We start from the raw sequence: 21531 nt of genomic DNA on the forward strand, positions 1-21531 counted from the left end.
CTTGTCCGGACGCCTGATCATGGAACGCACCTCCTCTCTCGACACCTTGAATACCAGCGCCCAAGGCTGGATCAACGGCTTTATCGGCGTGGTGATCTTCAGTGGCTCCTTGCCCGCCACGCGCCTGGCCGTGATGGAGTTCGACCCGGTATTCCTCACCATGATCCGCGCGGCCATCGCCGCCCTGCTGGGCGTGTTGCTGCTGTGGCTGTTCAAGGAAAAACGCCCCGCCCGCCAGCAGTGGATGCCCCTGGCGATTGTCGCCCTGGGCGTGGTGATCGGCTTCCCGCTGCTCACCGCCCTGGCGTTGCAATACGTAACCTCGGCCCACTCCATCGTGTTCATCGGCTTGCTGCCATTGGCCACCGCAGTGTTTGGCGTGCTACGCGGCGGCGAGCGTCCGCGCCCGGTGTTCTGGCTGTTTTCGATCCTGGGCAGTGTGCTGGTGATGGGCTATGCCTTCGCCCAGGGCTTGAGCGCCGCGCCGGCCGGCGACCTGCTGATGCTGCTGGCGGTGCTGGTCTGCGGCCTGGGCTATGCCGAAGGCGCCAAGCTGTCACGCAGCCTCGGCGGCTGGCAGGTGATCTGCTGGGCGTTGGTGGTCTCGATACCGGTGGTGGGGCCACTGAGCCTGATACTGGCGCCCACGAGCTTCAGCGACATCACGCTGCCCGCCTGGCTCGGCCTGGGCTATGTGGCGTTGTTCAGCATGCTGATCGGCTTTGTGTTCTGGTATCGCGGCTTGGCCCAGGGCGGGATCGCCGCCGTCGGCCAGTTGCAATTGCTTCAACCGTTTTTCGGCCTGGCGCTGGCGGCGGGCCTGTTGCATGAGCAGGTCAGCCTGGGCATGGTGCTGGTCACCGTCGCGGTGATCGGCTGTGTGGCTGGCGCGAAGAAGTTCGCCCGTTAACGCTGCGGCGCGACCATCTTGAACTTGATGTTGATGTCATTGGACACCACGCTGTTGCCGGCCCACTCGCCCTCGCCGATCTTGAAGTCGCCACGCCTGAGGATGAACTCGCCGTCGAACACACCAATGCCGCCCTGCTCCTTGAGCACCACGTCGACGTCCACCGGCCGCGTGGTGCCCTTGATTGTCAGGTTACCGCTGACCGTGTAGCGGTTACCCCCCAGCGCCTTGACCCCGGTGGATTCATACACGCCCACCGGGTAGGTCGCGGTATCGAACCAGGAGGCGCGTTGCAGCTCATCGTTGGCGTCCGGGCTGCCGGCGTCGATGCTGGCGAGCTGTATCCTGAGCAAGGCATGCCCGGCTTCCGGCTGTTGCGTATCGAAGGTCAAGGTGCCCTCGAAGTCGCTGAAGGTGCCGTATACCCGCTGCCCCAATTGCTTGTAGGTGAAGCTGATCTGGCTGGCGGTGCGGTTGACGTCCTTGTACTCCACCGCCTGGGCGCCGGCGCCATAGGCAAGGATCAAGGCGAGGACGGCGACCGGGGACTTTCGAGGTTTCATACAGCACTCCGCAACAGGTAAGGACACAGTATCGAGCTGACACTTCATACCAGGGATTTATTCCCATCGGGCGTTTGTCCTGCTAAACAGAGTAGTCGCCCCACAACAATAAGGACGCTGCATGCACGCCCCTTCGCTCCAGGACACCACCGCGCCGGAAGGCATCTGCTACGGCTGCGGCGGCAGCAACCCCCATGGCCTGCATATCAAGAGCCGCTGGGACGCGGACGGTGTCCACCTGGTCGCCGAACACCTGCCCGAGGCCAGGTACAGCGGCTGGCCCGACCTGGTCTACGGTGGCCTGATCGCGATGCTGGTGGACTGCCATTCCAACTGGACCGCCATGGCCTACCACTACCGCGCCGAACACCGCGAACCCGGCAGCCTGCCGCGCATCGATTGCGTGACCGGCAACCTGGGCATCAAATTCATCAAGCCGACCCCCATGGGCGTCACCCTCACGCTGCGCGCCCGTGTCGAGGGCGACGTGGGGCGCAAAACCCGCGTGATCTGCGAGGTGTACGCCGGTGACGTGCTGACCGCGGTAGGCGACTCGATCTTCGTGCGCGTCGACACCGGCCAACTGGCCGCCGCCGCCCATGGCCGTGACAGCTGATCCTGGTCTACATTGATGGCCACCGCTAATCGAGGACTGCACCGATGACTCGTCTCACCGCGAAAGACTTTGCGCCCGAACTGCTGGAACTCTACGACGGCTACGCCCACGGCAAGCTCAACCGTCGCGAATTTCTCGACCGCGCCGCCCTGTTCACCTTTGGCGGCCTCACCGCCTCGGCCCTGCTCACAGCCCTGAGCCCCAACTACGCCCTGGCCGAACAGGTGAAATTCACCGACCCGGACATCGTCGCCGACTACATCACCTACCCGTCGCCCACAGGCAACGGCAACGTGCGCGGCTACCTGGTGCGCCCGGCCAAGGCGGCGGGCAAATTGCCGGCGGTGGTGGTGGTCCATGAAAACCGTGGCCTCAACCCTTACATCGAAGACGTCGCCCGGCGCCTGGCCAAGGCCGGTTTTATCGCGCTGGCACCGGATGGCCTGACCTCGGTGGGCGGCTACCCCGGTAACGACGAAAAAGGCGTGGAACTGCAACAGAAAGTCGACCCAACCAAGCTGATGAACGACTTCTTCGCCGCCATCGAATGGCTCATGCACCACGACAGCAGCACCGGCAAGGTCGGCATTACCGGTTTCTGTTATGGCGGTGGCGTGACCAATGCGGCGGCCGTGGCCTACCCGGAACTGGGCGCGGCCGTATCGTTCTATGGACGCCAGCCGGAAGCCAAGGACGTACCGCGCATCAAGGCGCCGATCATGCTGCATTACGGTGAGCTGGATACGCGGATCAATGAAGGCTGGCCGGCGTATGAAAAGGCCTTGAAAGCAGCCGGCACCACCTATGAGGCGTACATCTACAAGGGGGCCAACCACGGTTTCCACAATGATTCGACGCCGCGTTATGACGAAGCGGCGGCGAACCTGGCGTGGGAGCGCACACTGGGCTGGTTCCGCAAATATCTGGTTTGAGCGCGGGGCGCACAGGGATGGGCTCAATGTTCCAGTGCATAGCGCCGACAATGATCGAGATAACCCTGCTCATGGCTCCCCACCAGTTGCACCACGCTGGTCCACAGCCACGACGGCGCATCCAGCTGTCTGGAACGGTTCTCCTGCAACACCGCCATCCAGTCCTTGCGGGTGTCGCGGTCCATCTGCCGGGCATGGGCGACACCCACCACCCGCGCCAGGTAACCGGCGGCGTGCATGGCGTCGATCTCGCTCAATTCGTCCAATTCCAGCTTCATGTCCTGGGGCAGCAGTTCGCGGATGAAGAAACCGTTGTCCAGCATCCGCGTCGCCACCATGCGCTCCCCCAAACCCGGTGACAGTTGACGGGCACCCTCCACCACCCGGCGGCCATTGTCCCTGGGCATCTTCGCCCGTGCCACACGGGGCGCCGCCGCGCCGACGGCCTGCTTGATATCGATCAGGCAATATTCCTGGTCGTCCTTGTCGCCCACGCCGAGCAAGGCGGCATAACGCTGCAGGCCCAGGGAGCTGCAGCCCTTGACCCAATAGGCCGAATCCAGCAGCTCGACCCTGGCGTCCTTGGGGCGGCCTTTGAGTGACGTCACCAATTGATGGATGTCCGCGGAGGCACAGAGCGTTTGCAGCGCGTGCTTTTCGGCCCGCGACAGCGACCAGAAATGCTTGCCCAGCGGAATACTCGGGCGAGCGTTCTCGATGCGTTCACGCGCCAGGTTCTTCCAGGTGCGCGCCACGGCGCTGCGCATGCCCGCCTTGACCTGGGACGGACGCGGCGGCGCTTCGTCGGGCTTGTCTTGGAACGCCTGTTCGTAGCCCACCATCATTTCTTCGAGCATGCGCGCGGTGGTGACGCCGGGCAGGTCCGAGCCGCGTGCGGCGGTGGCCAGGGACAGCGCCAGGCGCACCAGGTCGTGGGCCGGGTTGCCGATCACCGTCTGGTCAAGGTCGCGGATATGCATATCGATGCGACCCTTGATATCGCCGGTAGGCCCCAGGTTGCCGGCGTGGCAGTCGCCGCAGATCCAGATCGCCGGGCCATGGGGCAAGCGGCGCCCGCTCTGGCTGTGCAGCCATTCGTAGAATTGCACGGTGCTGCCGCGCACGTAGGCGTGGGCAGAGCGGGCCATTTTCAGGTTGCGTAGTTGGGTCAGGTGCGGCAGGCGGGCGGAGGGGCGCGGTATCTTCATGGAAAAACTCAGTGCAGGTGTTGCGGTAGAGCGCTGGCCTTTGACAAATGTTTCATTATGTTTCAAAAAAAGCGTTTCAATCTTCCGCAGCCATATCCAGCAACCAGCCCTTGAACGCCAGCATCGCCGCCGTCTCGGCCCGCGACTGCAAGCGCGTCAACCAGTAACTGCCGGTGGTGATGCCGACATCGAACGGCTGGCGAATCACATCGCTCTCCAGTTGCCGCGCAAACATCATCGCTGGCGCCAAGGCCACGCCCAGGCCTTGCAAGGCCGCTTCCATCATCGCCAGCGAGGAATCGAACACGATACTGCGCGGCAGTAGGGTGTCGGCGGGCAAGCCGGCAGCCTGGAACCACAGGTTCCACTCATCGGCGCGGTAGGACCGCAGCAAGGTGTGTTTCAAGAGGTCGGCCGGTGCGTGCAGCTGTTCGGCCAGTTGCGGTATGCAGAGTACGGTAAGCGGGGCCTCCAGCAGTTCGCAGGCATCCGTACCGTGCCAGGCGCCGGCGCCGAAACGGACGGCGTAATCCAGGCCTTCGGCGGCCACGTCGACACGGTTGTTGTGGGTCGACAGGCGCAGGTCGATAAACGGGTAGCGCTGCTGAAAATCCGCCAGGCGTGGCAGCAACCAGCCGACCGCGAACGTGCCGACCGCACCGACGGTGAGGACCTCGCGGTAATGCCCGCCTTCAAATTGGCCGAGGGTGTGAGCAATGCGGTCGAAGGACTCGCGCAACACTGGCAGCAGGGTTTCACCTTCGCGCGTCAGCATCAGCCCTCGTGGCAGGCGTTTGAACAAGGTGACATTCAGTTGCGCCTCCAGGCTTTTCACCTGATGGCTGACCGCAGCCTGGGTCACACACAACTCGATGGCCGCCCGGGTAAAGCTCAAATGGCGGGCCGACGCCTCGAACGCGCGCAGGGCGTTGAGGGGCAAATGGGAACGCAGCATGTCCTACCCTAGATTTTCTAATGGCAGCTGCAAGATATCATCGTTTGTCGAAGGAACCGAACCTGACTAGATTTGCCACGCCTGCGCAGGCCCCGATCGTCAGTGCATCATTTACATGGAAGCGAATAACCATGAATTCCAACGTCAGAAATTTCCTGATTTCAGCCTTATTTATCAGCTCCGGCACCTGCATGGCCGCCACCGACCTGCGCCAGGTCGTAGACAGCAGCGTCGAACCCCTGATGCAGCAGCAAGGCATCGCCGGCCTATCGGTGGCGGTGGTGAACAAGGGCAAGGTGCAATACTTTAACTACGGCGTCGCCAACAAAGACATGCAACAACGCGTGACCGAAGACACGCTGTTCGAGATCGGCTCGGTGAGCAAGACCTTCACTGCCACCCTCGGCGGCTACGCTGCGGCAAGCGGCAAGCTGAAGCTGTCGGACATGGCCAGCCAGCATCTGGCCGCACTCAAGGGCAGTGCCTTCGACCGCATCAGCCTGCTGCAATTGGCCACCTACACCCCTGGCGGCCTGCCGCTGCAGTTTCCAGATGCCGCCGACAGTGCCGACACCATGCTCAATTATTTCCAGCACTGGAAACCCACTTACGCCCCAGGCGCACAGCGTCTGTATTCCAACCCCAGCATTGGCCTGTTCGGCTACCTCAGTGCGCAAAGCCTGGGCCAGCCGTTCAACGTCGCCATGGAGAAAACCCTGCTGCCCAAGCTGGGCCTGACGAACACCCATGTCAGCGTGCCGGCAGACAAAATCCCTACCTACGCCCAAGGCTACGACAAGGACCAGAAACCCGTGCGTGTCGGCCCCGGCGCGCTGGACAGCGAAGCCTATGGCATCAAGACCAGCACCCAGGACCTGGCGCAGTACGTGATGCTGAACATGCACCCGCAAACCCTGGAGAAACCGCTGCAACAGGCCATCGCCACCACCCACACCGGTTACTACACGGTGAACGGCATGACCCAGGGCCTGGGCTGGGAGTACTACCCCTACCCGATCACGCTGCAAGCGCTGATGGAGGGCAACTCCACACCGATGGCCATGGAGCCGCACACGGTGAAATGGTTGGCCCCGGCCCAGGCGCAGCCGGCCAACGTGCTGTACAACAAGACCGGCTCGACCCGTGGGTTCGGTGCCTATGTGGCCTATGTGCCGAGCAAGGACATGGGGGTGGTGATTCTGGCCAACAAGAACTACCCGAATGCCGAACGGGTGAAAGTGGCCCATGCGATCCTGAGTGCGCTGGACCACTGATGCACACGCCCCGCAGGAACCGGCAAGCCGGCTCCTGCACGTTGGGTTACATACCGAGCCAATGCGGCAGCGCCAGCGAAATGAACGGCAAGTACGTGACCATGATCAGGAACACCAACAGAATCATCAGCCACGGCATCGCCGCGCGGATGGTCTGCCCCAGGGTCAACCCGGTCACCGCCGAGGTCACGAACAGGTTCAGCCCCACCGGCGGGTGCACCAGGCCGATCTCCATGTTCACCACCATCACGATCCCCAGGTGGATCGGGTCGATGCCCAGCTTCATGGCAATCGGGAAGAAGATCGGCGCCAGGATCAGCACAATGGCCGACGGTTCCATGAAGCTGCCCGCTACCAGCAGCACTACGTTGACCATGATCAGGAAGCCAATCGGCGTCAGCCCTTCGGAGATCACCCACGCGGTGATTTCCTGGGGGATCTGTTCGGTGGTCAGCACATGGGCAAACAGCATGGCGTTGGCAATGATGAACATCAGCATGATTGCCAGGCGCCCGGACTCCAGCAGCACCTTGGGACAGTCGCGCAGCTTCATGTCCTTGTAGACGAACAACGCCACGAATGCCGAGTATACCGCCGCCACTGCGGCCGCTTCGGTCGGGGTAAACATGCCGCTGTAGATGCCGCCGAGGATGATCACCAGCAGCAACAGGCCCCAGAAGGCGCGGCGTGCGCAGGTCAGCCATTCGCGGAACGTCGCCCTCGGCTGGGCCGGCAGCTTCTTGATGCGTGCGACGATGTAGATGGCGATCATCAGCATCAGGCCCAGCAACAGCCCTGGAATTACCCCTGCCATGAACAGCTTGCCGACCGAGGTTTCAGTCGCCGCCGAATACACCACCATCACAATCGACGGCGGGATCAGGATGCCCAGGGTGCCGGCGTTACAGATGATCCCCGCACCGAACTCCTTCGGGTAACCGGAACGCACCATGCCCGCCACGGCAATCGACCCCACCGCCGCCACCGTCGCCGGTGACGAACCGGACAGCGCCGCAAACAGCATGCACGCCAACACCGCCGCAATCGCCAGGCCGCCACGAATATGCCCAACACAGGCGTTGGCAAAGTCGATCAGCCGCTGCGCCACCCCGCCGGTGGTCATGAACGCCCCGGACAACAGGAAGAACGGGATCGCCAGGAAGGTGTAGGCGTCGGAGGTCTCGAACAGCTTGATCGCCAGGGAACTCACCGAGTCCTGGCTGAACATCAGGATCGACACCGCACCGGACAGGCCCAGGGAAATCGCGATGGGCACGCCGAGGAACATGAACACGAACAACAACAGAAACAGACAGAGCACGGCCATCAGTGACGCTCCTCATGGCTGCCGGCCAATTTGCTGGCCTCACCGGCCTCGTCGGCCAAACCCAGCCCGACCTGACGGTGGGTAAGGATGCGGTAGAAAATTTCCAGGTAGCGGATAAACACCATGGCAAAACCGATGGGCACGATGATCACGATGTCACCGACGTCGATGCCGTACTGGTCGAGGTCTTCGGCGCCGATATGGGCGGTCATCACCGCGCTGACCCATTTGTAGCTGGCGATCATGAACAGCCCGGCATAGGCCAGGCAGCACAGGCAGGCGAACATCCCGAGCACGCGTTGCACCGGGCGCTTGGTCAGCTTGACCAGGGCGTCCACGCCGAGATGGCCGGCGGTGCGCACGCCGTAGGAAATACCGAAGAAAATCAGCCAGCCGAACATGGCCTTGGTCAGCGCCACGCTCCAGGTCATGTCCTGGGCCCAGGTCATGGTGTGGTCGCCCAGGGCACCGAAGAAGGTGCTGCTGAAGGCCCACTTGTCCGACAGGGCAAAGAACAGCGTGTAGATGTTGTTGAGCATGACGTAGACGAATGTCACCAGGGTCATGGCGGCCAGCAGGAAGGCAATGAAACCTTCCTCCAGGTGCTCCCAGACGCGCCTTAGCGTTTGCATGGCAAAACCTCGCGAAAGCAAATGAGATATCGATATGTGGGAGGGGGCTTACCCCCGATAGCGGTGGGTCAGAGACAGATGGGCAAGCTGACACACCGCAATCGGGGGCAAGCCCCCTCCCACATTGCGGGTTACCGATTGGAGGCGTCCGCAGCCTTGATCAGATCAGCCCCGATCTCACCTTCGAACTTCTGCCACACCGGGCGCATGGCTTCGCGCCAAAGCTGGCGTTGCTCCGGGGTCAGTTCGATGATTTCGCTGGTCTTGGCGTCGATGATCTTCTGCCTGGCCGACTGGTTCAGCGCTTCGGCCTGCTTGTTCACCTCGACGGTGACCTCGACCATGATCTGCTCCAGGGTGCTGCGGATGTCCGGTGGCAGGCCGTTCCAGAACTTGGCGTTGGTGATCACCATGTAGTCGATCAGGCCATGATTGGACTCGGTGAAGTACTTCTGCACCTCGTTGACCTTCTGGCTTTCATAGTTCGACCAGGTGTTCTCGGTACCGTTGACGGTGCCGGTCTGCAGCCCTTGGTACACCTCGGCGAAGCTCATCTTGCGCGGGTTGGCGCGGATCACCTTGAACTGCTCTTCCAGTACGCTGGAGGCCTGTACGCGGAACTTCAGGCCACGGGCGTCCTTGGGTTCATGCAGCGCTTTGTTGGCGGACAATTGCTTGAGGCCGTTGTGCCAATAGGCCAGGCCGAGGATGTTCTTGTCCTGCATCGAGGTCAGCAGTTCCTTGCCCTGGGCCGCCTGGAAACGGTCGACAGCAGCCAGGTCATTGAACAGGAACGGCAGGTCATAGATCTGCACCTGCCTGGTGTATTGCTCGAACTTGGCCAGGGACGGCGCCAGCATCTGCACGTCGCCCAGCAGCAGCGCTTCCATCTCCTTGCCATCGCCGAACAGCGACGAGTTCGGGTACACCTCGACCTTCACCTTGCCGGGCAGGCGTTCTTCGGCGAGCTTCTTGAACAACAGCGCGCCCTGGCCCTTGGGGGTGTTTTCGGCCACCACGTGGGCGAACTTGATCACGATCGGGTCCGCCGCCTGAGCCAGGCCTGCGGCAAACAAGGTGGCGGCGCACAGCAGCGCCCGGGAGAGCTTGAGCATGGAAAATCACCTTCTTATTGTTGTGTTGTAAGGCAAGGTGCCTGATGTGACGCGTGTAGTGAATTTCGAATTTTAGATACCTGCATTCGGAGTGGCCGAACGCTGCGCCTGGGCCGCCAACAACCTTTGTGCACGCAGCAACACCGGCGCATCCACCATCTGCCCATCGATCTGGTAGGCCCCTGCCCCATGGGCGCCGGCGTCCACCACCCGCTGCGCCCAGGCCAGGTCTGCGGCGCTCGGTGCCAATGCCTCATGGATCACCGCGACCTGCCTGGGATGGATACACAACGCCCCGGCAAAGCCCATTTCGTAGGCATGCCGGATGGAACGGCGCAGGCCCTCGGGGTCATCGATGGCCGGGTGGACGCCGTCCAACGGCGCGACCAGCCCGGCGGCGCGGGAGTGTACGATCAGCGCCAGGCGCGCCTGGTCCAGGGCGAACTGCGCAGCCGGGGAGTTGCTGCTCAGGTTCAGGTCCAGCGCCAGGTCCAGCCCACCAAACGACAGACGCTGCACCTGCGGCGCATGGGCGATCTCGGCCACAGCCAACAAGCCACGGGCGCTTTCGATAATCGGCCAGATCACTTTGCCGGTGGCGGCAACCACCGCCACCTGCGCGGCACTTTCAACCTTGGGCAGCAACACCCCCGCCACATTCGCATGGGCCTTGCAGAACGCCACATCCTCAAAATGCTCGGTATGTTCCGGCGCATTGATGCGCACCCACACCTGGGCAGCGGGGTTCGCCGTCAAAAACGCCCCGAGGTTATCCCGCGCCTGGCGCTTGAGCGGCTCTTCCACCGCGTCCTCGAAATCCACGATCACCGCATCGGCCCCACTGGCCAGGGCTTTGGAAAATCGTTCCGGTCGGCTACCGGGTACAAACAACGCCGAACGCACCAATGGCTTTGGCATGACACAATTCCTTATTCAGATAACGCCGCGCGCGCGCAGGCTGTCGATGGCATCGCCGGAGTAACCGAGCTGATCGAGAATGTCCTGGCTGTGTTGACCCAATGCCGGAACGCCGTCCATGCGTGGGGTGAACGCGGCATTGCGGGCCGGCGGCAACAGCGACGGCAGCGGACCGGCCGGGCTGTCGACCTCACGCCAGCTGTCGCGCGCCTTGAGTTGCGGGTGGTCCCACACGCCTTGCATATCGTTGACCCGGGCGCTGGCGATCTGCGCCTCCTCCAGGCGCTGGATCACCGCTTCGGCATCCAATTGCGCAAAGCGGTCGACGATGATCTGGCGTAACACTTCACGGTTGGCCGAGCGCTTGAAGTTGGCGCTGAAACGCTCGTCCGCCGCCAGTTCAGGCGTGAGCAGCACCTTGTCGCAAAACGCCGCCCATTCGCGCTCGTTCTGCAACCCCAGCATGACGGTGCCACCATCGCCAGTGGGGAACGGCCCATAGGGGTAGATCGTTGAGTGCGCAGCGCCGGCACGCGGTGGCTGCGGTGCGCCGTCGAAGGCGTAATACATCGGGTAGCCCATCCACTCCACCAGGCTTTCCAGCATGCTCACGTCGATGCGACTGCCCTTGCCGGTCTTGCCGCGCAGCAGCAGCGCCGAGAGGATGCCGCTGTAGGCGTACATGCCTGCCGAGATGTCGGCGATGGAACAACCAGCCTTGGCCATCTGGTCGTCGCCAGGGCCACCGGTCACCGAGAGAAAACCGCCTTCGCTCTGGATCAGCAGGTCGTAGGCCTTCTTTTTCTCGTACGGCCCGCCCTCGCCGTAGCCGGAAATATCGCAGACGATCAACCGTGGGAAACGCTCGTGCAGCGCCTCGAACGACAGGCCCATGCGCGCCGCCGCGCCGGGCGCCAGGTTCTGCACCAGCACATCGGCATCGGCGAGCAGGGTGCCGAGGATATCGCCTGCCTCGTCCTGCTTGAGGTCCAGGGTCAGGCTTTCCTTGGAACGGTTGGTCCACACGAAATGCGAGGCCAGGCCGCGCACGCGCTCGTCGTAGCCACGGGCAAAGTCGCCGGCGCCGGGGCGTTCGATCTTGATCACGCGGGCGCCCAGGTCTGCCAACTGGCGTGTGCAGAATGGCGCGGCAATCGCATGTTCCAGGCTGACAACGGTGATGCCGTCCAGCGGTCTCGGGTTAGTCATGACAGTTCCTCAGAGCCAGTGGGCCATGGACGTGGCGTTGCGCAAATTCCAGACCTTCTCGATCAGGGCGTTGGCCTGGGCCGGTGTGCGGGCGCCGCTGAACAGGCTCAGCCGCTGGAATTTATCCGCCAGCTCCGCGCGGCTCAGGGTGTTGCCCGGATCGCCCTTGGGCTCGTCGATAGCGCCATGCAGCGTGCGGCCATCCTGCGTGGTAACGGTGACGCGGCCGAGCCAGCGTTGTGGGTAGGCGCCGTCGACTTCGGGGTCGAGGGTCATGCTGACCTTGTCGCGAAAAGCCGAGACGGCTGGATCGGTCAATGCCAGCTCATGGAACTCGGTGAGACCGGCCTTGCCATGCACGCCAATCAAGCCCAGCACGGTGCCCATGGAGAACTTGGCCTGGTGCACGCTGGTCGGTACGTTCACGCGCCCCAGCACATCGATCGCGCCTTGATGCACGCGGGTTTCGACGCGGGCAATATCGGCGGCGGCGAGACGTTCGCGTTGCATCAGGTCCAGCAGCGCATCGGCGGCCGGATGGGTATGGCGGCACGAGGCGTGGAACTTGAACGAGGTTTCCAGCAGCGCCCAGCGACTGCCAAGGCCGGCGGACAACTTGCTCGGCTCGGCATCGCTGGACATGCCCGCCGCCAAGCCCTGGTCACCTTCCAGGATATTACGCGCCCCCGTCAGCCCATCCGCCGTCAGGTATGCGGCGAGCAACCCATCCGCTGCCGCCTTGGCGGTGTGCAGTTGTTTGGAGTCGGCGGCATCGCGCAGGAACTCCCACAAGCCAGCGGCCTGGGTGCCCGCGCTGCCGAGCAGGTTGATGAATTGTTCCTGGTTGAAATCCAGCAGCTTGCCCACCGCGACCGCCGCCGCCAACGTGCCGACGGTGGCCGTGGTGTGGAAGATGCGGTAATGGGAGCGCCCCATGAATTCGCCGATACGGATACCAGCCTCGTAGCCGGCCACCGAGGCCAGCAGCAAGTCGCGGCCGGATTTGCCCAGGTCCTGGGCGGCGGCCAGGGCAGCCGGAAACACCACGGTGGCCGGGTGCAACACGGAGCTGTTGTGCAGGTCATCCTGCTCCACCAGGTGCGACGAAGCACCGTTGACCAACGCGGCGAAGTAGGCGCTGCTGCCGGCGCCATTGACGATCACTTGCGCCGGGCCGTTGCTCGGCCCCATCTTCTGCGCATAACGCTCGAACAATGGAATCGGATGCGCGCCCTTGCTCGCCAGCGCCGAGGCCAGCCAGTCCAGGTACAAATCTTCGGTGCGCGCCAGGACGTTTTCGGGCAACTGTGCGTAGTGCAGGTCCGCCAGGAACCGACACAAGGCTTGGGTATGGCTCATGGTCGGGCCCTCAGAAGCTGCGTGGCAGTTCGAGTAAGTGCTCGGCCACGTAGGACAGGATCAGGTTGGTGGAGATCGGCGCCACCTGGTACAGGCGCGTCTCGCGGAATTTGCGCTCCACGTCGTACTCGCAGGCAAAGCCGAAACCGCCGTGGGTTTGCAGGCAGGCATTGGCCGCCTCCCAGGACGCCTTGGCCGCCAGGTACTTGGCCATGTTGGCGCTGGCGCCGGCCTGTTTACCGCTGTCGTATTCCTCGCAGGCACGCCAACGCATCAGGTCCGCCGCTTCGATCTCGATATGCGCCTCGGCAATCGGGAACTGCACACCCTGGTTCTGCCCGATGGGCCGGCCAAACACCACGCGGTCACGGGCATACGCGCTGGCTTTTTCGATAAACCAGCGGCCGTCGCCGATGCATTCGGCGGCGATCAACGTGCGTTCGGCGTTGAGGCCGTCGAGGATGTATTTGAAACCCTTGCCCTCTTCGCCGATCAGGCTGTCCAGCGGCAACTCCAGGTTGTCGAAGAACAGCTCGTTGGTCTCGTGGTTGACCATATTGGCGATGGGCTGCACGGTCAGGCCGTTGCCGATGGCTTCGCGCAGGTCCACCAGGAAGATCGACATGCCTTCGGATTTCTTCTTCACCTCGGCCAACGGCGTGGTGCGCGCCAGCAGGATCATCAGGTCGGAATGCTGGATCCGCGAGATCCACACCTTCTGGCCGTTGATCACGTATTTGTCACCGCGCTTGATCGCGGTGGTCTTGATTTTGGTGGTGTCGGTGCCGGTGGTGGGCTCGGTCACGCCCATCGATTGCAGGCGCAATTCGCCGCTGGCCAGCTTGGGCAGGTAGAAGCGTTTCTGCGCTTCGCTGCCGTGCCGCAATAGGGTGAACATGTTGTACATCTGGCCGTGCACGGTGCCGGAGTTGCCGCCGCAGCGGTTCACTTCTTCAAGGATTACCGAAGCTTCGGCCAGGCCCAGGCCGGAACCGCCGTATTCTTCGGGGATCATCGCCGACAGCCAGCCGGCGTCGGTCAGCGCCTTGACGAAGGCTTCGGGGAAGCCCTTCTCTTCATCGATCCGGCGCCAGTAAGCGGCATCGAATTCAGCGCACAAGGCGCGCACGCCGTCGCGGATGGCATTGAGTTCTTCGTTGTCATTCGGGTTCATCTGCGGCTCTCCGCCTGTTGTTCTTGGATTATTCGAAATGCACCTGGGCTTGCTGCGCCAGGCCATCGGTATTGCCGGCCCACAGTTGGGCTACGCCGGTCTCGGTGACGCGCCCGCCTACTTCAAAAGGTTGCGGCGCAATCAACGGGCGCACACCGCGATAGGCAAACCGGCGCAAGGTGGCTTCAGGATGGGCGCGGCAGAACGCGCGCAGGCCCAGGGTGGCGATCAGCGGCCCGTGCACCACCAACCCCGAATAGCCTTCGGTGCCGGTGACATAGGGGTAGTCGTAGTGAATGCGGTGGCCGTTGAAGGTCACCGCGCTGTAGCGAAACAGCAGGGTCGGCGTGGGGTCGACGGTTTCGGACCACTCGCCCTGCTCCAGCGCCTCGCCGCTGCCCGATTTGGGCGGCGTGGGTTCGCGGTAGACGATGTCCTGTTCCTCGCGGATCGCCAGGCGGCCTTGCTGGGAGTAGTCGTGGCGCACGGTGACGAACAGCAGCGCGCCGGTGCGGCCGGTCTTTTCTTCGACCTGGGTGATGGTCGACACCCGGGTCGCCGCCTCACCGGCACGCAGGGCATGCAGGAACTCGATGCGCCCACCGGCCCACATGCGATTGCGATTGTCGGCGGGCGGCAGGAAGCCGCCACGGGCCGGGTGGCCGTCGCTGCCCAGGGCGGTTTCCGGCAGTGGGTCCTGGAAGAAACACCACTGCCACAGCGGCGGGATATCCGCGCCATCCTCGGGCACGGCTTCGCCGAAGGTAGCGGCAATACGCTTGAGCAGGTTATGGCTGAGGTGGTCGTGGGCGGTTTCGCTTCGGCCGATCCAATCGGTGGCGCTCATCGGGTGCAGGTCCTCGGGCAGTGAGTGTCTGCCCCGGATCATGCAAGGACGCACCCGTTCCGGGAATTTGCATTTCAATAAACCAGCGTTCGGTTATGCTGAACGCCGCCATCCTGTCCCGGGAGTCTTGCATGCACTTCGATCTGGCCGACCTGCGCCTGTTTATCCACATCGCCGAATCCCCCAGCCTGACCCAGGGCGCCAAGCGCGCGTTCCTCTCGCCGGCCGCCGCCAGTGCGCGGATCAAGGCCCTCGAAGGCCAACTCGACACCCGCCTGCTGTACCGCGACAGCCGTGGCGTGGAGATCACCCCGGCCGGGGAGCGCCTGCTGCACCATGCGCGGTTGATCATGCGCCAGGTGGATTACCTGAAAAGCGAATTCACCCAATACGGCGTGGATTCGGCCGGGCATATCCGCATTTTTGCCAACACCACGGCGGTCACCGAGTTCTTGCCGGAGGTGCTGGCGGGCTTCCTGTCCCAGCGCCCTGGCGTAACGGTGGACCTGCAGGAGCGCCTGTCCCGCGACATCGTGCGTGGTGTGCTGGATGGCACCAGCGACATGGGCATCATCGCCGGCCCCGTGGAAGCCTCGGGGTTGCAGGTGCTGCACTTCAGCACGGATAAACTGGTGCTGATGGTGCCGGTGGGGCATGCACTGGCGCAACAACCCTCAGTCACCCTGGAACAGACCCTCGCCTACCAGCACATCGGCCTGCATGAAGGCAGCACCTTGCTGAGCTTCTTGCGTGAACACGTCGAGCGACTGGGCAAACACTTATCGCTGCGCATCCAGGTGTCGAGTTTCGAGGCGATCTGCCGCATGGTCGAAGCCGGCGTGGGCATCGGCATCATTCCCGAGTCCGCCGCAGTACGCCACAGCCGCACCATGCAACTGGTGGCGGTGAAGCTGGATGAGCCATGGGCAATCCGCGAGCGCAGCATCCTGGTGCGGGAGCTGGAGGCGTTACCCGGCACCATTCGGGCGTTGATTGCCACACTGATGCCGGAAAACGCCTAAGCTGATCAGTCACCTTGCCAAAGGAGTCAGCCCATGCAGCTCGAAGGATCCTGCCATTGCGGCGCCGTCACGTTCAGCCTCACCAGTGCCCACCCCTACCCTTACCAGCGCTGCTACTGCTCGATCTGTCGCAAGACCCAGGGCGGTGGCGGTTACGCGATCAACCTGGCCGGTAACACCGCGAGTTTGAAGGTGCGCGGACGCAAATCCATTACGATCTACCACGCCAGACTCAAGCCCGAAGGCGCCAGCCGTGCCCATGCGAGTAGCGCCGAGCGGCACTTCTGCTCGCAGTGCGGCAGCGCGCTGTGGGTGTTCAGCCCGGAATGGCCGGAGCTGATCCACCCGTTTGCCTCGGCCATCGACACACCATTGCCGGTGCCGCCGGACCATACGCACTTGATGCTGGGGTCGAAGGCGCCGTGGGTGGAGGTCACGTTGCGCAAGGGCGATCAGCAGTTCAATGAATATCCCGAAGAATCCATTGCCCAGTGGCATGAGCGGCATGGGCTGGCCCGTTAACACTCTTTGACAGTTTCTCGACAAAGCTGTCAAAGACCCCCAGGCGCCACGCCCCTAGCATTCGAGCATCCAAACCACCTGCCGGGTGCTCTTCATGCTTCGCACATTGCGCGGTATTCCATTGCTCGGTTGCCTGCTGGGCAGCATCGGCTGCCATGGGCAAGCCTCTGCCCCGCCGCCGATCCCCAAGGGCGACTACAGCGCGATCATCCGCTACCTGCAAACCCGCATTCCTCGGGACATGGCCCAGGCCAACGTGCCCGGTTTGTCGATTGCCCTGGTCAATGGCCAGGAGTTGATCTGGGCCGCTGGGTTCGGCTTGGCCGACAAAACACTGGGCGTGCCGGTGACGCCGAACACGGCGTTTCGCGCCGGTGCGATCTCCAAGCTGCTCACCGCCAGCGCGGCCCTGCAACTGGTTGAACAGCAGCGGCTGGCGCTGGATGCACCGATCCAACAGACATTTCGCGAGTTCTACGTGCGCTCGCGCTTCCACACCGACCAGCAGGCCGCCGACCGCGACATCACCTTGCGCCGCCTGCTCAGCCATCAATCCGGCCTGCCCAGCGAGCACCTGCGCGACCTGCGCAACAGCTATGCCATGGGGCAGATGCCGATGCGCCTGTCCGGCGTCTGGCTGAGTACACCGCCCGGCACCCAGGTGGCGTATTCCAACCTGGGTTATGCGCTGGTCGGCGCGGCGATCGAGCGCAGCAGCGGCAGAGCGTTCGAGGCCCAAATGCAACACAGCCTGCTCAAGCCGCTGGAGATGAACCAGGCGAGTTTTATCGGCACCGCCGCACAGGTGAGCTATCGCGCCCAGGGCTATCAGGACGGTATCGCCAGCACCGACGCGCAGGTGCGCGACCTGGCGGCCGGCGGCTTGTGGGCCAGCCCCAAGGACCTCAGCCATTACGTGCAGATGCTGTTCGCCGAGGGCCTGTACAAGGGCAACCGGGTAATGAACCAGCGCTCCATCGATGACATGTTTACCCAGCAAAACACCGGCAACGCCCTGGACTTCGATTGCCGGATCGGCCTGGCCTGGTTTCTCGCACCGTGCGGTGACGAGCCGGTCGGGCCTGGGGTGCGCACCTATCAGCACAGCGGTGGCGGCGATGATTTCGCCGCGCAGTTGACCCTGCTGCCAGACCAGCAACTGGCGGTGATCATCATGGCCAATGACAGCAACGCCGAAGACCTGGTTGCCACGTTGACCACCGACACCCTGCGCCTGATGCTCCAGGCGCAGACCGGCGAGCCGGTGTGCAGCGAAGACTGCCAGGCGCCCCGCCACGGGCTCAAGTTGCGCCAGGTGCCGGCCGCCGTCGACCGCCAGCGCCTGTCCGGGTTTTACGCCACCGCCTGGGGCGTATTCCGCATCCGGGACGACGCCGGTCGGCTGCGCGGTGAACTGGCCGGCTACGACTTCGAGCTGCTGCGTGACGATCACGGCTGGCTGCGCGCGCAGAAGAAAGTCTTGGGGTTCTGGCTCAAGGACCTCGGCGAACTCGGCCGCGTGCAGTTGGATGTGATCACCGTGCAGGGCCGGCAGATGCTCACCGCGCGCAGCCACGGCCAGCGCATCGCCATCGGTGAACGCATCGACCCGCCACCCTTGCCCATGGCCTGGGCCGACACCGTCGGGACCTACCAAGTGCTCAACACCCACGAGCCCGATGCGCCGTTGAGCGGCATCAGCGTGCGCCTGGAAGAAGGTTTCCTGGTGATTCGCGGCCAACTGCACGACGAGCCGCTGACCGACTACATCCTGCTGCCCGTGGACAACGCCCATGCCGTGCTCGCCGGCAACGGCTATGGCCTGGGCGACACCGTCAGCCGCCAGGTCAACGGCCTGAGCGCCTCGGGCTACTCCTTCAAACGTACCCATCCACCCTTGAGTTTCTGACCGACATGAAAACCCTGATGAGCCCCAAAAACCTCTGCCTGTCCCTCACCTCGCTGTGTTTGCTGGCAGGCGCCGACGCAGCACTGGCCGAAGACTGGACCTACAGCCTCAAAGCCGGCGTGGCCAATCTGCCGCGCTACAGCGGCAGTGACGAGCGCATGACTGCCCCGGTGTTCGGCGGCGCCATTGTCAGCCCCTGGGGAATTTTCCTCGATACCGACAAGGGCCTGGGCTGGGGCTACGAAGGCAACGCCTTGAGTTTCAGTGCGTATGTCGGCGCCAGCGCATCGCGCAAGGACAAGAACGAATCCCTGCACTTGGGCTCCAAGCGCCTCAAGGGCATGGGCGAAATCAAGTCACGCCCGCAACTGGGCGTGAGTGCCCACTACAATCTCGGCGGCGCCATTGTCGGCGCGACCCTGGAACACGCCCTCAAGGAAGATGACCACAAGGACAGCGGCAAGGCGTTCACCCATCTGGAATTGAGTCTGGGCACCACGCTGTACGAGGGGCGTTATGGCTCCGTCGATGCCAGCATCAACAGCCACTTTGGCGACCGTGACTATATGCAGACCTGGTACGGCGTCACCACCGGCCAAGCCGCGCGCAGCCGCTTCAAGGCCTACAAGGCCGGTGCCGGCAATATCAGCAATGGCCTGAACCTGGCCTGGAGCCTGCCGATCAGCGAGCACACCGAGTTCTCGACCTTGCTGGATGTGCAGTACCTGGCGGATGAAGCGGGCAAGAGCCCGATTGTGGAGCGACGGTTGCAGACGTCGGTGATGGGCGTGCTGGAATACACGTTCTGATTGGATAGGTGGGAGGGGGCTTGCCCCCGATGGCGGTGCATCAGTCCATATCGCTATCGGGGGCAAGCCCCCTCCCACACTTGGATCTCCATTGAATGTAAAAGCGCTATTCGGCGTACGCCCAGGTCATCCGGAACGACGCGCCGCCCCATTCCGAATCCTGCACTTGCACCTGGCCGCCGTGCCACTGCGACACCCGCTGCACCAGTGCCAGGCCCAGGCCGAAGCCACCGGTGCGACGGTCGCGGCTGTCGTCCAGGCGCATGAAGGGCTGGAAGATCTTCGAGCGGCCTTCCTCCGGCACGCCTGGGCCGTCATCACACACCCGCACTTCATAGCCACTGCCGAACTTGACCAGCGACACTTCCACACGCCGCTCGGCATACCGAATGGCATTGCGCAGCAAGTTGATCACCGCCCGCGCCATAAAACGCGGTTCGATCTGGATGTAGTCCACTTCGCAGGTGCGCAACGACAACTGGATACCGGCGGCTTCGGCCTCCAGCGCCACGCTGCCGATCACACTGTCGAGCCAACTGTGGGCCTCGATGCGCTCGCGGGTGACCTGGGTGGCGCCGCGCTCCAGGCTGGCGTAGGTGAGCAGTTCGGAGACCATTTCTTCCAGCTCGCCCAGGTCGGCATACATGTCGGCAATCAGTTCGCCGCGCAGACGCGGGTCGACTTGTTGCTTGAGCTGGTCGAGTTCGAACGACAGGCGCGCAATCGGCGTGCGCAGCTCGTGGGACACGGCGTTGGTCAGTTCGCGCTGGTTGGCGATCAGGCTTTCGATGCGTTCGGCCATCTGATTGAAGTGCCCCGCCAGCTCGCGCACGGTGGAACGGCGCGGCAGCAGGATGCGTGAACCGAGGTCGTTGTCACCGAAGCGTTGTGCGGCCAGGCGAATATGCTCCAGGTCGCGCCAGTGTGGGCGTACCCAGAAATACAGGACGATCGCCAGGCACACCCCGAGAAAACCATAGGCCCACAGGTAGAGCCACTTGGGCTCTTCCGGCAGTTTGATTTCCAGCAACTGCGGGCCACCGTCAATGCTGGCGAGGAACTCCATGAAATCACCGCGCACCACCAGCAAGTCAGCGGCCAGCAGTTGTGTCTCGCGTTCGGTGAGCGCCTGGGTGTCCTTCTGGACCAACCTCAAATGCAGCCCATAATGGGGCTGCAACTCGGCCAGCCGGGCCTGGCGTTGCTCGGCGCCGAGCGGACGCAGCTGTTCCACCAGGGCATACGCCGGGCCGCGCAAGGCTTCGCGGTTATAGGTTTCGTTGGCTTCGGGCAGCAGCTCGTCGAAGGTGTAGTTGACCAGCCAGATCGCCCCCGCCAGACCGAGGGCCAGGATCACATACAGGCGCAGAAACAGCCGCAGCATTTAAGCCTCCCACGCGAACGGGTTGAACAGGTAGCCCTTGCCCCAGATGGTCTTGATGCACACCGGTTCACGGGGGTTGTCGTTGAGCTTGCTGCGCAGTTTGCTGATGTACACGTCGACGCTACGGTTGAGGCCGTCGAACGCGATACCGCGCATGCGGTTGAGGATGTCATCGCGGGACAGGATCGTGCCTGAGTTGCTGGCCAGCAGCCATAACAGCTCGAATTCCATGGTGGTCAGATCGATCTTGTCATCCCCCAGGCTGACCCCCCGACAACTGCGATCGATGGCCAACCGCCCGAACGCCAGGGCACCACGCACCGTCGGCTCCGGGGCCTGGCGCCGTTGCAGGGCACGCAGGCGCGCCAGCAGCACGGGCGGCTTGATCGGTTTGATCACATAATCGTCGGCACCGGACTCCAGTCCCAGGATGTGGTCCAGGTCATCTTCCTTGGCCGTCAGGATCACAATCGGCGTGTCAGACACCGTGCGGATCCCACGGCACACATGCAGGCCACTCTGGCCAGGCAGCATCAGGTCCAGCACGACGATCTTCGGCTTGAACGCCAGGAACGCTGCAAGGGCCTCATCGCCCCGGTGCTCCACGCGCACCTCGAAGCCATGCTGCGCCAGGAAGTGCGCGATCAGCCCCGCGAGTTTTTCGTCGTCTTCAACGAGCAAGACCTTGCCCAGCCCCAGGTTTTCCATAAGTTCTCAGTGTGCAGACGCAGATTGAAGAGCGGGCATTATAAGTGGCAAGCTGCCCAACTTAAGCAACTGGCCAGCCGTTGCCGACGAAGCTTCATGCTTTTAAGAGTTTTTAACAAATACCCCGCACTCTTTAAC

21 protein-coding genes are annotated in these 21531 nt (G+C 63.3%); 8 read left to right on the forward strand and 13 right to left on the reverse strand.

The window, feature by feature from the left end; all coding sequences use genetic code 11:
* Positions 1 to 19 precede the first annotated feature (19 nt).
* The gene (locus BM026_RS21165; protein ID WP_093121183.1) at positions 20 to 910 is read left to right on the forward strand and encodes a DMT family transporter; all 891 of its coding nucleotides are present in this window, start codon (positions 20 to 22) and stop codon (positions 908 to 910) included.
* Here the strand turns inward: BM026_RS21165 and BM026_RS21170 are convergent.
* Complete coding sequence (locus BM026_RS21170) at positions 907 to 1473, reverse strand: YceI family protein (RefSeq protein ID WP_071487911.1); 567 nt, start codon at positions 1471 to 1473, stop codon at positions 907 to 909. The two genes, BM026_RS21165 and BM026_RS21170, sit on opposite strands and share 4 nt — an antisense overlap.
* A 121-nt stretch (positions 1474 to 1594) precedes the next feature.
* Between BM026_RS21170 and BM026_RS21175 the strand changes: the two genes are divergently transcribed.
* Positions 1595 to 2089, forward strand: coding sequence for a PaaI family thioesterase (locus tag BM026_RS21175; RefSeq protein WP_071487912.1), 495 nt, complete (start codon positions 1595 to 1597; stop codon positions 2087 to 2089).
* A gap of 44 nt (positions 2090 to 2133) precedes the next feature.
* Positions 2134 to 3021: a YghX family hydrolase gene (gene yghX, locus BM026_RS21180; RefSeq protein ID WP_093121184.1), complete on the forward strand. Its 888-nt coding sequence runs from the start codon at positions 2134 to 2136 to the stop codon at positions 3019 to 3021.
* Positions 3022 to 3044: 23 nt separating this feature from the next.
* Here yghX and BM026_RS21185 read toward each other — a convergent pair whose 3' ends face one another.
* Entirely contained in the window at positions 3045 to 4229 is a 1185-nt protein-coding gene (locus tag BM026_RS21185; protein ID WP_093529961.1) for a DUF2252 family protein, read from the reverse strand.
* A 76-nt stretch (positions 4230 to 4305) separates the two neighbouring features.
* On the reverse strand, positions 4306 to 5184 hold the full coding sequence (locus BM026_RS21190) for a LysR family transcriptional regulator (protein WP_092244089.1): 879 nt from the start codon (positions 5182 to 5184) through the stop codon (positions 4306 to 4308).
* A 131-nt stretch (positions 5185 to 5315) separates the two neighbouring features.
* On the opposite strand from BM026_RS21190, the gene ampC reads away from it, so the two are divergent.
* Positions 5316 to 6458 carry a class C beta-lactamase gene (ampC, locus tag BM026_RS21195; RefSeq protein ID WP_093121187.1) on the forward strand — a complete coding sequence of 381 codons (1143 nt, stop codon included), beginning with the start codon at positions 5316 to 5318 and terminating at the stop codon, positions 6456 to 6458.
* 46 nt (positions 6459 to 6504) lie between these two features.
* Here the strand turns inward: ampC and dctM are convergent, their stop codons facing one another.
* The 8 genes from dctM to BM026_RS21235 all read right to left on the reverse strand — a co-directional run bounded on the left by dctM (position 6505) and on the right by BM026_RS21235 (position 15039).
* Positions 6505 to 7785 (reverse strand): C4-dicarboxylate TRAP transporter large permease protein DctM, encoded by a 1281-nt coding sequence (gene dctM, locus BM026_RS21200; RefSeq protein WP_093121188.1) that lies wholly within the window; start codon positions 7783 to 7785, stop codon positions 6505 to 6507.
* Positions 7785 to 8417, reverse strand: coding sequence for a TRAP transporter small permease (locus tag BM026_RS21205; protein WP_092244098.1), 633 nt, complete (start codon positions 8415 to 8417; stop codon positions 7785 to 7787). The genes dctM and BM026_RS21205 overlap by 1 nt, the downstream gene beginning before the upstream one ends.
* Before the next feature lie 131 nt (positions 8418 to 8548).
* On the reverse strand, positions 8549 to 9532 hold the full coding sequence (locus BM026_RS21210) for a TRAP transporter substrate-binding protein (protein WP_093529963.1): 984 nt from the start codon (positions 9530 to 9532) through the stop codon (positions 8549 to 8551).
* Between the two features lie 72 nt (positions 9533 to 9604).
* Positions 9605 to 10450 carry an HpcH/HpaI aldolase/citrate lyase family protein gene (locus tag BM026_RS21215; protein WP_093529965.1) on the reverse strand — a complete coding sequence of 282 codons (846 nt, stop codon included), beginning with the start codon at positions 10448 to 10450 and terminating at the stop codon, positions 9605 to 9607.
* 15 nt (positions 10451 to 10465) lie between these two features.
* A complete protein-coding gene (locus tag BM026_RS21220; protein ID WP_071487921.1) occupies positions 10466 to 11659 on the reverse strand; it encodes a CaiB/BaiF CoA transferase family protein in 1194 nt (397 codons plus the stop codon).
* Positions 11660 to 11668: 9 nt separating this feature from the next.
* Positions 11669 to 13018 carry an MmgE/PrpD family protein gene (locus BM026_RS21225; RefSeq protein ID WP_092244107.1) on the reverse strand — a complete coding sequence of 450 codons (1350 nt, stop codon included), beginning with the start codon at positions 13016 to 13018 and terminating at the stop codon, positions 11669 to 11671.
* A gap of 10 nt (positions 13019 to 13028) precedes the next feature.
* Positions 13029 to 14192 (reverse strand): acyl-CoA dehydrogenase family protein, encoded by a 1164-nt coding sequence (locus BM026_RS21230; RefSeq protein ID WP_092244111.1) that lies wholly within the window; start codon positions 14190 to 14192, stop codon positions 13029 to 13031.
* A 28-nt stretch (positions 14193 to 14220) separates the two neighbouring features.
* Positions 14221 to 15039, reverse strand: coding sequence for an HTD2 family dehydratase (locus BM026_RS21235; RefSeq protein ID WP_093121194.1), 819 nt, complete (start codon positions 15037 to 15039; stop codon positions 14221 to 14223).
* Positions 15040 to 15170: 131 nt separating this feature from the next.
* On the opposite strand from BM026_RS21235, the gene BM026_RS21240 reads away from it, so the two are divergent.
* From BM026_RS21240 to BM026_RS21255, 4 genes are all read left to right on the forward strand, one after another.
* Positions 15171 to 16061 (forward strand): LysR family transcriptional regulator, encoded by an 891-nt coding sequence (locus BM026_RS21240; RefSeq protein WP_092244118.1) that lies wholly within the window; start codon positions 15171 to 15173, stop codon positions 16059 to 16061.
* Between the two features lie 33 nt (positions 16062 to 16094).
* The gene (locus BM026_RS21245; RefSeq protein ID WP_092244121.1) at positions 16095 to 16583 is read left to right on the forward strand and encodes a GFA family protein; all 489 of its coding nucleotides are present in this window, start codon (positions 16095 to 16097) and stop codon (positions 16581 to 16583) included.
* Positions 16584 to 16677: 94 nt separating this feature from the next.
* Complete coding sequence (locus BM026_RS21250; protein WP_093529968.1) at positions 16678 to 18492, forward strand: serine hydrolase domain-containing protein; 1815 nt, start codon at positions 16678 to 16680, stop codon at positions 18490 to 18492.
* A 17-nt stretch (positions 18493 to 18509) separates the two neighbouring features.
* Positions 18510 to 19301 (forward strand): MipA/OmpV family protein, encoded by a 792-nt coding sequence (locus BM026_RS21255; protein ID WP_093530063.1) that lies wholly within the window; start codon positions 18510 to 18512, stop codon positions 19299 to 19301.
* Between the two features lie 106 nt (positions 19302 to 19407).
* Here the strand turns inward: BM026_RS21255 and BM026_RS21260 are convergent, their stop codons facing one another.
* A complete protein-coding gene (locus tag BM026_RS21260; RefSeq protein WP_092244127.1) occupies positions 19408 to 20685 on the reverse strand; it encodes an ATP-binding protein in 1278 nt (425 codons plus the stop codon).
* A complete protein-coding gene (locus tag BM026_RS21265) occupies positions 20686 to 21393 on the reverse strand; it encodes a winged helix-turn-helix domain-containing protein (RefSeq protein WP_092244131.1) in 708 nt (235 codons plus the stop codon). It lies immediately after the preceding gene.
* Between the last annotated feature and the right edge of the window lie 138 nt (positions 21394 to 21531).

Origin of the sequence: Pseudomonas sp. NFPP24 (assembly GCF_900112095.1) — a bacterium.
GTDB classification, from domain to species: domain Bacteria; phylum Pseudomonadota; class Gammaproteobacteria; order Pseudomonadales; family Pseudomonadaceae; genus Aquipseudomonas; species Aquipseudomonas extremorientalis.